The 11,632-nt window shown below is 46.7% G+C and carries 17 protein-coding genes and 1 pseudogene; all 18 read left to right on the top strand.

Features of this window, described 5'->3' with window-relative positions; genetic code table 11:
• Window positions 1-5: 5 nt before the first annotated feature.
• The 18 genes and pseudogenes from KQI64_RS10545 (at window position 6) to KQI64_RS06965 (ending at window position 11,344) form a co-directional block, all read left to right on the top strand.
• Window positions 6-593 (top strand): TetR/AcrR family transcriptional regulator, encoded by a 588-nt coding sequence (locus KQI64_RS10545; RefSeq protein ID WP_216524004.1) that lies wholly within the window; start codon window positions 6-8, stop codon window positions 591-593.
• A 15-nt stretch (window positions 594-608) separates the two neighbouring features.
• Complete coding sequence (locus tag KQI64_RS07045; protein WP_216524003.1) at window positions 609-1,025, top strand: VOC family protein; 417 nt, start codon at window positions 609-611, stop codon at window positions 1,023-1,025.
• A 16-nt stretch (window positions 1,026-1,041) separates the two neighbouring features.
• Window positions 1,042-1,749, top strand: coding sequence for an ABC transporter ATP-binding protein (locus KQI64_RS07040; protein ID WP_216524002.1), 708 nt, complete (start codon window positions 1,042-1,044; stop codon window positions 1,747-1,749).
• The gene (locus KQI64_RS07035) at window positions 1,750-3,348 is read left to right on the top strand and encodes a hypothetical protein (RefSeq protein WP_216524001.1); all 1,599 of its coding nucleotides are present in this window, start codon (window positions 1,750-1,752) and stop codon (window positions 3,346-3,348) included.
• 14 nt (window positions 3,349-3,362) lie between these two features.
• The gene (locus KQI64_RS07030; protein ID WP_216524000.1) at window positions 3,363-3,905 is read left to right on the top strand and encodes a GNAT family N-acetyltransferase; all 543 of its coding nucleotides are present in this window, start codon (window positions 3,363-3,365) and stop codon (window positions 3,903-3,905) included.
• 1 nt (window position 3,906) lies between these two features.
• Window positions 3,907-4,596: a flavodoxin family protein gene (locus KQI64_RS07025; RefSeq protein WP_216523999.1), complete on the top strand. Its 690-nt coding sequence runs from the start codon at window positions 3,907-3,909 to the stop codon at window positions 4,594-4,596.
• Window positions 4,587-5,123: a CDP-alcohol phosphatidyltransferase family protein gene (locus KQI64_RS07020; RefSeq protein WP_330623056.1), complete on the top strand. Its 537-nt coding sequence runs from the start codon at window positions 4,587-4,589 to the stop codon at window positions 5,121-5,123. Before KQI64_RS07025 ends, KQI64_RS07020 begins: the two co-directional genes overlap by 10 nt.
• Window positions 5,116-5,622, top strand: a complete 507-nt coding sequence (locus tag KQI64_RS07015; protein ID WP_216523998.1) for a cysteine hydrolase family protein — start codon at window positions 5,116-5,118, stop codon at window positions 5,620-5,622. Before KQI64_RS07020 ends, KQI64_RS07015 begins: the two co-directional genes overlap by 8 nt.
• Window positions 5,591-6,051 (top strand): annotated as a pseudogene (locus KQI64_RS07010) (GNAT family N-acetyltransferase). The gene KQI64_RS07015 and the pseudogene KQI64_RS07010 overlap by 32 nt, the downstream one beginning before the upstream one ends.
• Window positions 6,048-6,527, top strand: coding sequence for a pyridoxamine 5'-phosphate oxidase family protein (locus KQI64_RS07005; protein ID WP_216523997.1), 480 nt, complete (start codon window positions 6,048-6,050; stop codon window positions 6,525-6,527). Before KQI64_RS07010 ends, KQI64_RS07005 begins: the two are co-directional and overlap by 4 nt.
• 17 nt (window positions 6,528-6,544) lie before the next feature.
• Window positions 6,545-7,048, top strand: a complete 504-nt coding sequence (locus KQI64_RS07000; protein ID WP_216523996.1) for a GyrI-like domain-containing protein — start codon at window positions 6,545-6,547, stop codon at window positions 7,046-7,048.
• Window positions 7,045-7,857: an MBL fold metallo-hydrolase gene (locus KQI64_RS06995; RefSeq protein ID WP_216523995.1), complete on the top strand. Its 813-nt coding sequence runs from the start codon at window positions 7,045-7,047 to the stop codon at window positions 7,855-7,857. Before KQI64_RS07000 ends, KQI64_RS06995 begins: the two co-directional genes overlap by 4 nt.
• The gene (locus tag KQI64_RS06990; protein WP_216523994.1) at window positions 7,854-8,147 is read left to right on the top strand and encodes a DUF1330 domain-containing protein; all 294 of its coding nucleotides are present in this window, start codon (window positions 7,854-7,856) and stop codon (window positions 8,145-8,147) included. The genes KQI64_RS06995 and KQI64_RS06990 overlap by 4 nt, the downstream gene beginning before the upstream one ends.
• A gap of 16 nt (window positions 8,148-8,163) precedes the next feature.
• Window positions 8,164-8,796 carry a GyrI-like domain-containing protein gene (locus tag KQI64_RS06985; protein WP_216523993.1) on the top strand — a complete coding sequence of 211 codons (633 nt, stop codon included), beginning with the start codon at window positions 8,164-8,166 and terminating at the stop codon, window positions 8,794-8,796.
• A 13-nt stretch (window positions 8,797-8,809) separates the two neighbouring features.
• Complete coding sequence (locus KQI64_RS06980) at window positions 8,810-9,445, top strand: CatA-like O-acetyltransferase, family 2 (protein WP_216523992.1); 636 nt, start codon at window positions 8,810-8,812, stop codon at window positions 9,443-9,445.
• 38 nt (window positions 9,446-9,483) lie between these two features.
• Window positions 9,484-9,945 (top strand): GNAT family N-acetyltransferase, encoded by a 462-nt coding sequence (locus KQI64_RS06975; protein ID WP_216523991.1) that lies wholly within the window; start codon window positions 9,484-9,486, stop codon window positions 9,943-9,945.
• 718 nt (window positions 9,946-10,663) lie between these two features.
• A complete protein-coding gene (locus KQI64_RS06970; protein WP_216523990.1) occupies window positions 10,664-10,879 on the top strand; it encodes a hypothetical protein in 216 nt (71 codons plus the stop codon).
• A gap of 12 nt (window positions 10,880-10,891) precedes the next feature.
• Window positions 10,892-11,344, top strand: a complete 453-nt coding sequence (locus KQI64_RS06965) for a hypothetical protein (protein WP_216523989.1) — start codon at window positions 10,892-10,894, stop codon at window positions 11,342-11,344.
• The last annotated feature ends 288 nt before the right edge of the window (window positions 11,345-11,632 follow it).

Genomic DNA, 11,632 nt, shown 5'->3' with positions numbered 1-11,632 from the left:
ATATGATGACAACAAGAGATCGAATACTGAATGAAGCTCTTACGTTATTTGCCGAGAACGGCTATGACGGAACGAGCGTGGAAGAAATCGCCGAGAAGGTCGGTATCAAGGCGCCGTCGCTGTACAATCATTTCAAGGGTAAAGAGGATATTTTGAACGCGCTGATCGATATGGCGGAAGCGCGTAACGAGGAATTCTTCGGGTCGGACAGGCATTTCGGTAAGCTGCCGGAGAGCAAAGAGGAATTCATACAAACGGCGCTGCAAAAGATTTCTTTTACCATGAACGATCCGATGATCCGCAAAATGCGCAAATTCCTTGTGCGCGAGCAATTCAGAAACGAACGCTTTGCGGAGATCACCACAAAACATCAGCTCAACGGAATCCAAGGGATGTACACCAAAATCATCGAAGGTATGATGAACGAGGGTTTATTCAAAGAGGATGATCCCGAATTGCTTGCGACCGAGGTGACTGCTCCTGTCGCTCTTTGGATCGCAAAAGCCGACAGGCAGCCGCAATGCGGGCAGGAAAGTATGGAAAATATCGAAAGGCATATTCGTCATTTCTGTGACGTGTATATGTTAGATTAAATATGGAGGTAAGCGATGCGATTAGACGGTTTTGGAATATTCGTAAATGATATGGGCAGAATGATTCGTTTTTACAAGGATGTGCTCGGTTTTGAGATCAAAGAGGCTGAGGACACGAAAAACGTATATCTTATCAAGGACGGAACGCTGTTCCTGCTCTACGGCAGAAAAGATTTTGAAAGAATGACGAACCGAAAATACAGCTACACGAGCGGTCTCAACGGTCACTTTGAGCTGGCTTTGTATGTCGATACCTTTGATGAGGTCGACGCTTCCTTCAAAGCAGCTGTTGAAAACGGCGCCGAACCCGTGATGGAGCCGACGACAGAACCTTGGGGACAGCGCACCTGTTATATCGCCGACCCGGAAGGAAATCTGATAGAGATCGGCTCTTGGGATAAGCCGTATGAAATAAGGGAACCTCTAAAATGATCAGGAGATAAAAGAGATGTTAAGAATTGAAGGATTAACGAAAACCTACGGAGAAAAGAAAGCGGTGGACGAGCTTTCGCTGCACATCCGCCCGGGCGAGATATACGGCTTTATCGGGCACAATGGCGCGGGCAAGACCACTACACTTAAAAGCGTCGCCGGGATACTCGGCTTTGACAAGGGAGAGATCTTCATCAACGGAAGCTCGATTATGAAAAATCCGGTGGAATGTAAACGACAGCTCGCCTATATTCCCGACAATCCCGATCTGTACGACTTTATGAGCGGTATCAAATATCTGAATTTTGTCGCGGATATCTTCGGCGTATCCTCCGAGGAACGTCAGGAGAAGATACGCAAATACGCCGATGTCTTTGAACTGACAAAGGATCTGGCGCAGCCGATCTCCTCCTATTCGCACGGCATGAAGCAAAAGCTGGCTGTGATCTCCGCGTGGATCCATTCGCCGAGGCTGATCATCATGGACGAGCCTTTTGTCGGTCTCGATCCGAAAGCCGCGTTCAAGCTCAAAGAGATGATGCGCGAGCACTGCGACAAAGGCGGCGCGATATTTTTTTCGACCCATGTGCTGGAGGTCGCCGAAAAGCTCTGCGACAAGGTCGCCATTATCAAGCAGGGCAGGCTGATCAAATCAGGTACGATGGAAGAGGTCAGAGGCGACGAGAGCCTCGAGGAAGTCTTTCTGGAACTGGAGGCGGAGTAAATGCTGAAGGTGCTGTTGAAAAAGCAGATGACAGAGGTTTTCCGAGGCTTTTTTTACAACCGCAAAACCAACAAGGCGCGGTCAAAGGCTAACCAAATCGTTCTGTTTAGTCTCTTCGCGTTTTTGATGGTCGGAGTCCTCGGCGGCAGCTTTACCGCCGTTGCCTTAGGCGTATGCTTCGGGTTGACCTCCGCAGGTATGGGGTGGCTGTACTTTGTGCTGATGAGCAGTATCGCCGTTGTTCTCGGCGCGTTCGGCAGCGTATTCAACACCTATTCGGGGCTGTATCTTCCGAAGGATAACGACCTGCTGCTATCCATGCCGATACCGGTCAGGACTATCATTGTTTCAAGACTGCTGAACGTGTACCTGCTCGGCGCGATGTACTCGGGCGTTGTGATGCTGCCGACGATGATCGTCTACTGGGTGATCGTCGGCGCTGCGATACAGAATGTGATATGCGGAATCGTCCTGTTCCTTATCATAACGATCATCGTGCTGATACTCTCCTGCCTGCTCGGCTGGATCGTCGCCAAAATCAGCTTGAAGCTGAAAAACAAGAGCTTTATCGTCGTGCTGATCGCGCTCGCGTGTATCGGCGGCTACTATTTTATCTATTTCAAGGCGCAGATATGGATAAGGGAGCTTGTCGCCAACGCCTCGGTTTATGGAACAAACGTCAAGGACTCTGCCTACGGCTTGTATTTGTTCGGCAGGATCGGAGAGGGAGATTTGATTGCGACGGCGATATTCGCCGCGGCGACAGCTCTCCTGCTTGCGCTTACGATATTCATTTTGTCGCGCGGATTCCTCAAGCTCGCGACCTCGACGGCGAGCGTCGGCAAGGTAAAGTATCACGAGAAAGCCGTGAAAGAAAAATCGGTGTTCGGCGCGCTGCTGGCTAAGGAATTCATGCGCTTCAAGTCCAGCCCGAACTATATGCTCAACTGCGGCTTCGGCGTGCTGCTTCTGCCCGTCCTCGGGGTTTTCCTGCTGATAAAGGGCGCGGATATACTCGCTTTTTTGGGCGCGTCTTTCGGCGGCAGAACGGATTTTGCAGCGCTGCTGCTCTGCACCGTGCTGATGCTGCTTTCGACCGCGAATGACATGGCGGCGCCAGCGGTATCGCTCGAAGGAAAAAGCCTGTGGATACCGCAGTCGATGCCGGTAGACGCCAAAACCGTGCTGAAGGCAAAAACCGCCATGCAGCTCATTTTGACGCTGATCCCGATGCTGTTTGCCGTGATCTGCGCCGCGATAGTTTTGCAGGCGCCGATTGCGGAAAAGCTATTGGTCTGCGTTTTGCCGCTGATCTTTGCGGTGTTTTCGGCGATGCTCGCAAGCTACATGGGCGTGATGCGTCCGGTCATGGAATGGACGACCGAGATCATCCCGATCAAGCAGAGCGGTGCGGTGGTGATAGCTGTGTTCGGCGGCTGGGGCTTTGTCGCCTTGTTCGCCTTACCGTATTTGCTGATTGGACAGATCATCGGTCTTGTGCCGTATCTGATGATCTGGGCAGTCATCTATACAGCCGCGTCCGCACTGTTATATCGCAGGCTGATCACTAAGGGATCCAAAGCTTTTTCAAGATTGTAAAAAAAGGAGCTATTATGGAGTTATTTACGGAAAGATTGATTTTGCGTCCGTGGAACGAGTCGGACTCAGAGAGCTTATATGAATACGCAAAGGATGACCGCGTCGGTCCGATTGCCGGATGGCCGGTACATACGAGCGTGGAGAACAGCTACGAGATCATCAAAAGCGTTCTGTCCGCTCCCGAAACATACGCCGTTTGCCTCAAAGAGGATAACAGGGCGATCGGCAGTATTGGGCTGATGATTGGCAAACAGAGCAATTTGGATTTGCCGGATACCGAAGGTGAGATCGGCTACTGGATCGGCGTGCCGTTCTGGGGACAGGGCTTGATTCCCGAAGCGACAAGAGAGATCATCCGTCACGCCTTTGAGGATCTAAGCCTTGGAACACTTTGGTGCGGTTATTTCGACGGCAACGAAAAGTCCAAGCGCGTGCAAGAAAAATGCGGCTTTACCTATCACCACACTAACAAAGATATCCACTGGCAGCTGATGGACGATATCCGAACGGAGCATATCACACGGCTGACAAGAGAAGAGTATTTGGAGAATCTGTAAAATGAAAACTGTCATTATTCACGGTCAGAGCCACAAGGGCTCAACATATCATATTGCGCGCATATTAGCGGACAAAATCGGCGGGGAGATAACCGAGTTCTTTCTGCCGCGCGATTTCGGAGAATTCTGTTGCGGATGTACACAGTGCTTTGTAAAGGATGAGAAGAAATGCCCTCATTACGAAAAGCTCGCTCCGATCACCGAAGCAATCGACAACGCTGATGTAATTATTCTCGCAAGCCCCGTATATGTGTATCACGCAACAGGCGCAATGAAAGCGTTTTTGGATCACTACGGCTGGCGCTGGATGGTTCACCGTCCCGAAGAAAAAATGTTCAAAAAACAGGGCGTCTGTATTTCCACTGCCGCCGGCGGGGGAATGAAATCCACCAATAAAGATATAGCTGACAGCCTTTTCTACTGGGGCGTTGCCAAAGTTTATAAATACGGGATCGGCGTGGCGGCTATTGACTGGAACAAAGTAAGCGACAAAAAGAAATCCTCAATAGAAAAAGCTACAGATTCTGTAGCAAGGAGGATCATTAAACGAAACGGCAAAGTAAAACCAAGCTTTAAAACAAAGGGATTCTTTCTCCTGATGCACTTTTTACAGAAAAAGGGTTGGAATGAAGCGGACGTGAAGTATTGGAAAGAAAAGGGTTGGACTGAAAAGAAACGTCCGTGGAGATAAAAACGATAGCCGTGATCAACTTGCCGAACGGGATAACACTTCTCAGAATACTGTGCAGCCTCACTCTGCTGTTCTGTATGCCCTTGTCGCTGCCGTTCTATTTGCTTTATACAGCCGCCGGATTATCCGATATCTTCGACGGATTGATCGCACGGAAAACGAATACCTCAACCCAATTCGGCGCAAAGCTCGATACCTTTGCAGATATCATTTTTACCGCAGTCGCTTTGATAAAGATTCTGCCGATCCTTAAACTGCCTGTGTGGGTAATAGCGTGGGTCGGCGTGATCGCGCTGATAAAGCTTGTCAATCTCGTGATCGGATTCGTCCGCCGTCACACGCTGACAGCGGTTCATTCCGTTATCAATAAGGTCACCGGAGCGTTGTTGTTTATGCTTCCCTTTACAATTCCAATCATCAACATACGATACACGGCTCCGCTTGTCTGCATTGTCGCGATAGTCGCGGCGATCACGGAAAGCCGTACAATACTGAATACAATCCGCACAGGAGAAAACCATGAATGATAAAGCTCTTGTCGTTATCGACTTACAAAATGATATTACAAAAAACTATAGGAACATCATTGAAAAAGTGAATACAGCCATCCTTTGGGCACAGTCGGTCGGGATGCACATCATCTATATCAAGCACAACAACATCACCGCCGGTACGCGCACCCTCAAGCCCGGCACAAAGGGCGCGGAGTTGGTGCCGGAACTAAACGTCGTGTCGAACAATATCTTTGTCAAGACAAAAAGCAACTCTTTGACGAGCGAGGCGTTCCGCGATTTTATCAAGGCGAACGGAATCGATGAATTCTACATCTACGGAGCGGACGCGACCGCCTGCGTGAAATCCACCTGCTACAATATGACAAAGGCGGGCTATACCGTCCATGTCCTTTCCGACTGCGTTACAAGTTATGATCTCAAAAAGATAGACGAAATGATCGCTTACTACGCAAGCAAAGGCTGTGAGGTGAAAACGCTTGATGAAACGATCAGTCAGGCAACTGACAAATAAAAAAATACCGAGCGCCCTGCCGCTGGTGTGGAAGGTGTTCGATGAATATGAGGCGGTGAACTATCCGACGTCGGGTACGCAGGCGTTTTGGAACGCGATCCACGACGAGGGCTTTCTGTCGCAGCTCTCCGCTTATGGCGCGTTTGACGGCGAAAAGCTTATTGGGATACTTGCTTTAAAGAACGAGGGCAGCCATATCGCGCTGTTCTTTGTAGATGGCGCGTATCACGTCAGGGAGTTGGCAGGCTGCTTTGGGATACTTTTCCCGCCGAGAGCGACAAGGATGAGATCACGGTCAACTCATCACTGTACGCGGTCGGGATATATGAAAAGCTCGGCTTCATCAAAACCGCCGAAGCGCAGACAGAAAGCGGTATCCAATTCGTGCCGATGGTATTCAAAAAGCCAAAAACGGAGGAAAGAAAATGACGGATTATGAAAACTCGATCAGAGTGATGATAGACTTGTTCGGCAGAGATTATCAGTTCGCTCTGTCTACCGACAAAAACAACATACCGTCTTCGCGTTATGTCGATACTTACTTTGAAGGGGAGAGCTTTTATGTCGTGACCTACGGGCTGTCGAAAAAGGCGGCTGAGATTGCGGATAATCCCAACGTGTCTCTCTGCTGTTCGAGAATGCACGCATTCAGCGGCAAGGCATACAATATCGGTCATCCTTTAATTCCCGAAAACGCAGGAATCCGCAGCGCGTTGACAAAAGCTTTTGAGCCGTGGTATTTCAAGCACAACAATGAAGCGGATGAAAATATGTGCTACATCCGCATTGACCCAACCGCCGGTTTTTTTCACAAGGACGGCACCGGATATAAGATAGACTTTACCGAAAAAACAGTCAAAACATTTCCGTTTACGTTCGATACAGTGTTGACGGAAGAATCTTAGATTCAGAAGGACAAATCATGAATGTAACTTATGAAAAGAAAAACGCGATGACATTTATCGGCTATCACACAGAGATTCGACCCAATGAAGGCTATGTAAAATGCCCAGAATTCTGGGAAAAGGAATACAACCAAAAGTACGTGCGACTTTGGCAGACGATGAAACCCGAAACGCCGGTCGAGGAAGCGCTCTTGGCAAATAATATCGGTATGTTTGCCATTTGTACGGAGTCCGAAAACGGTTTTGATTATTGGATTGCGGGACTGTATCAGGGCGGCGAAGTTCCCGAGGGGCTGGAGCTTTATTCATTCCCCGAAAGCCGCTGGGCAGTATTCAGCGCAAAAGGTCCTATGCCCGAAGCATTGCAAACACTGAACACATACGTTTGGCAGGAGTGGTTCCCAAATGAAGGGCAGAAGTTTCAGGCAAACGGTATGGCCACGCTCGAAGTGTATTCCGCAGGCGATCCGCAGTCACCCGACTACGAGTGCGGCATCTGGGTACCGGTGAAAAAGATATGAAAATCCATCAACTGAAAATTGATTTTAATGTAACGGAGCGCGTCAGGCGGTTTGTATACGTTTATATTATCGAAGCAGAGAATTGCTATTTGATAGACTCCGGCGTATTCGGTTGTCAAAAGCAAATCGTCGATTATTTGGCAAAAATCGGACGAAAACCCGAAGACGTAAAAGGTCTTTTTCTAACGCACGCCCACCCCGATCATATCGGGTCAGCCGCTTGGTGGCAGGAGCATACCGACTGCAAAATATACGCGAGCGAGGGTGAAAAGCTATGGATAGAGGATATCGATCTGCAATTCAAAGAAAGGCCGATCCCGAATTTTTATCAGCTGGCAGGCAAATCCTCTCGTGTTGACGTGACCGTGAAAGACGGAGATATCATCGACTTGGAGCCGGATTTGAAAATCAAGGCGATCCGCACAGCGGGTCATTCTTCGGATTGCTTCTCTTATCTTGCAGGAAACGCTTTGTTCATCGGAGATTCCGTTCCCGTGAAGGGAGATATCCCGATTTTCATTGACGAAGCGGAAACGCGCAATGCCTTGAACATTATCGGTGAAATACCGGATGTTGCCGTTTATTATCCCGCGTGGGATAAAACCTATGATTATAAAACGATGAGAATTAAGCTTAACGAAGCAGAAGAACTGATCGACGCTTTGAAAAATGCGGTAACAGAATATGATAACGGCGGCGATATTACGGAGCTTGTTGATCAAGTTTGCGACAATTTGAATAAGCCGATGCTAAAAGAAAATCCGCTGTTCGCGAGAACAGTCGAATGTTTGAGAGAAGGGCAATTATGAGCTGTTTCTTTTTGATTGATACATACATTGACGAAGAGCGCGGCAGAGGGCTTTATGACGACTATATCGCAAAGGTCAAGCCGATCGTCGAAAGCTGCGGCGGCGAGTACCTTTTGCGGTCGGAAAAGGTCAGCTCATTGAGTCTGCAAAGGACTCCGCAAAGAGTTATCGTTATTCGCTTCCCTAACCGCGAAAAATTGGAAGCCTGCTTTGGGTCGGAGCAATACAAAGCGATCGCGTTTGAGCGAGCTGAAAGCGTTGACGCGCGGGCGATTATCGTTGAAGAATAGAAAAGGAGTGATCATCATGCCTTTTGACTACAAAAAAGAATGCAAGGAATTCTATATGCCGAAAAACAAACCCTCCATTGTTACCGTGCCGCGAATGAACTTTATCGCGGTGCGCGGAGAGGGCGATCCAAACGCGGAGGACGGCGCATATAAGCAGGCGATCGGTCTGCTGTACGGTATCGCATACACCATTAAAATGAGCAAAAAGGGCGATCACCAAATTGACGGTTACTTCGACTATGTCGTGCCACCGCTCGAAGGCTTTTGGTGGCAGGACGGCAGTGCGGACATCGACTATGCCCATAAAGAGAGCTTCAAATGGATATCCGTTATCCGCCTGCCCGATTTCGTGACAAAAGCGGATTGTGACTGGGCGATCGAAGAAGCGACAAGGAAGAAGAAAACCGATTTTTCAAAGGTCGAGTTTTTCACTTACGACGAGGGCTTGTGCGTGCAGTGTATGCACATCGGTTCTTATGACGACGAACCCGCAACCGTTGCGCTTATGCACGAATATGCGGAAAGTCAAGGGTATGCGCTTGACATCACCGACGTGCGGATGCACCACGAGATATATCTCAGCGACGCGCGAAAGGTCGCTCCCGAAAAGCTGAAAACCGTGATTCGGCACCCGATCAAAAAAGCGTGAAAAGAGGTAAATCATGCCAAAAGAAATTGATCCGAAAGACAGTTCGAGAGCAACGGCGTATAAGCTTTGGATGAAAGCGCCGAACCCGATGGTGACTTTTTTCAAAACGCTCGACGTGACAAATCTGCTTACAGTCAGCAGGAAGAAAAATCTGAAATTCAATATGCTGCTTTGTTATTGTATTGCGAAAGCCGCTGTCGGCACTGAGGAATTCTACACGCTCCCTGTCGGTGAAAAGCTGCTGCAATATGATACGATCGCCGTCAGCGTGATTGTGAGCAACAAGCTTGGGGAGATCAATTACTGCGATATTCCTTACGCGGCAGAGTTGGATTTATTTAATCACAATTATCTTGAAAACACCTCTTGGGTCATCGAGAATTGTGATAACAAGGACTTGTCTGACAACAATATGGTCATCGGCACCTCGGCAGTCATTGAAACCGAACTTGACGGCGTCATCGGCATGAATAGCGGTATCTTCAACAATCCATTCATCAGTTGGGGCGGATACCGAAAAAAAGATTTGCGGTATGAGTTGCCGATTTCATTCCAGTTCCACCACACGCAGATAGATGGCTCTCACGCGGGAAGATTCTTGGAAAATTTGCAAAAGGAAATCAACAAAGTGTTAAGTGTAACAAATTAGACTAAAACGGAAGTTGTAAGACAGTTGGGAGAAGCGAGATGTATATTGTCAAAGCAGAAGAAAATCAGGTAGAAAAAATCGTGGAGATGTCGATCAGAGCTTTTGAAACAGATGTAAATGTCGGCGGCACAAAAGGTGATTGTCCTCCCGGATTTGATTCAGTAGAATGGCATAAACAAATGGCTCGGGAGGGGCATTTGTATCAGGCAATGATAGAAAAAGATTTGGTCGGGGCAGCCATTATATTCTATGATGAAACAAAAAACAGCGTATACATTGGCAGGATATTTATTGACAGCATCTATCATAGAAAAGGTTACGGAATTCGTCTGATGGAATGCATAGAAAAGAATTTCCTATGTGCTGCTGAGTTTAATCTGGATACCCCATGTTGGAATGAGCGGACAAATGCTTTTTACAAAAAAGTAGGCTATCGTATTATAAAGGTTGAGGATGGATTCGTCTTTTACCGGAAAAAGAAAAGCGAACAGACGCAATAGCAGATTTCATCTCCAAATGGACGACAGAAGCACGAAAGGAATATGGAGACCGGTACGGCAAGATTTTTCGTAGCAAATAAGAGGGCTATTCACTACACTGGATTTACGGCGATGGTGGAGCTGGCATTTGAATTCGGAACCGGGAAAGCTTAAGCGAAAAAGGCATTGGTTATTAACGGATGCCGAGCAATTTATATCGTGATCCGATTTGTGAGAATTATCAAGTCAACGGATTAATCCGTGAAATCATCATCCTTCAGTAGCGCACATCAGTTATGGGATTGCTGTCATTCGGCAAGAGTTCACGGTCATGCCATAGTTTTGTGGTGCAAAGTTGTAATAATGCAAATACGCACTTGACAAAAGAACCGGAAAACTATAAAATTATAATAGCGAATCAAGGATTAGGAAAGACTGAGTTATTTGTCCGCGAGGATTAAACTCGCAACTGACAAAAGCCGAAAGGCAGGTAACAAACATGGGTTCACTACCCCACAGTGGTTTTGAGAAAATTCATCTTTTTTGCTCATCCTTGACATGATAGGTATACAGACCTGTGTGAATCACGTAGGTCTGTATATTTTTCTTGACATAATTATGAATCTCCGATATAATAATATTACATAGATGAATCTGATTCATCAGGGCTGGTCGAAAGACCCTGGTTCACCGAACGGCGGGGAATTTCCCCGCCACTTTTATTATGTGAGGAATAATTATGGCAGATAAGATATTGAGTGTGTTTATTGATGAGTCAGGAGATTTTGGGGATTACAATCCTATTGCGCCCTATTATTTGGTATCGATGGTTTTGCATAACCAAGACATTGATATACATGGTAGCATTACCGTAATGAATACTCACATGAGCAATCTTGGATATAAAGAACATGCCATACATACGGGTCCGCTGATCCGACGTGAATCAGTATAAAAAAATGAATTAATGGAGGACAGAAAACGGTTATTAAATGCGCTGTTCAACTTTGCAAGAAAACTTGATTTTCATTATATCTGTCCCGTAATAAGAAAGAGCGAATGTTCTGACGTGATTGCCATGACCGGAAAGCTGTCAAGAGCAATTACAAACGAAATGACTAAACACGAGGTGTTTTGGAACAGCTTTGATAAGGTAATAGTCTATTACGATAACGGACAGGTCGAATTGACAAAAATTCTTTCATCAGTTTTCAATGTTCTCTATACGGACGTTGAATTTCGAAAAGTGAAGCCTGTTGATTATAAACTGTTTCAGGTTGCCGACTTAGTATGCACAATGGAGCTTTTGAGTGAAAAAGCTGAAAACCATTCTTTCTCTAAATCTGAAACAGAGTTTTTCTGTTCAGTCAGAGATTTCAGGAAGAACTATCTCAAACCTTTGCAAAAGAAAAAACTTTAGGCAGTGAACAATCCGAATGAGAAATAAATTATTAGGACGAGGGTTCACTACCCCACAGCACCATTCAAAAAATACATCTTTTTCGCTCAGCCTTGACAAAGCGAAAATCCTGTCACGAAAGTGGCGGGATTTTTTTGCTTTGTATTTATATAGGACAAAGATATTTGCAAAATAATTTTTTGCATTTAAGGATTATTTAATAATTTCTCCGCTATACTCAAGCTGTAAGGTTCACAAAAGCGGTTTTTGTGCTACAATAAAAGACAGAAAAGGAGAAGGCGTATGTTT

Origin of the sequence: Lachnoclostridium sp. MSJ-17 (assembly GCF_018918205.1) — a bacterium.
Classification (GTDB): domain Bacteria; phylum Bacillota; class Clostridia; order Oscillospirales; family Acutalibacteraceae; genus Ruminococcoides.
This window is presented reverse-complemented; position numbering and strand designations above follow the sequence as displayed.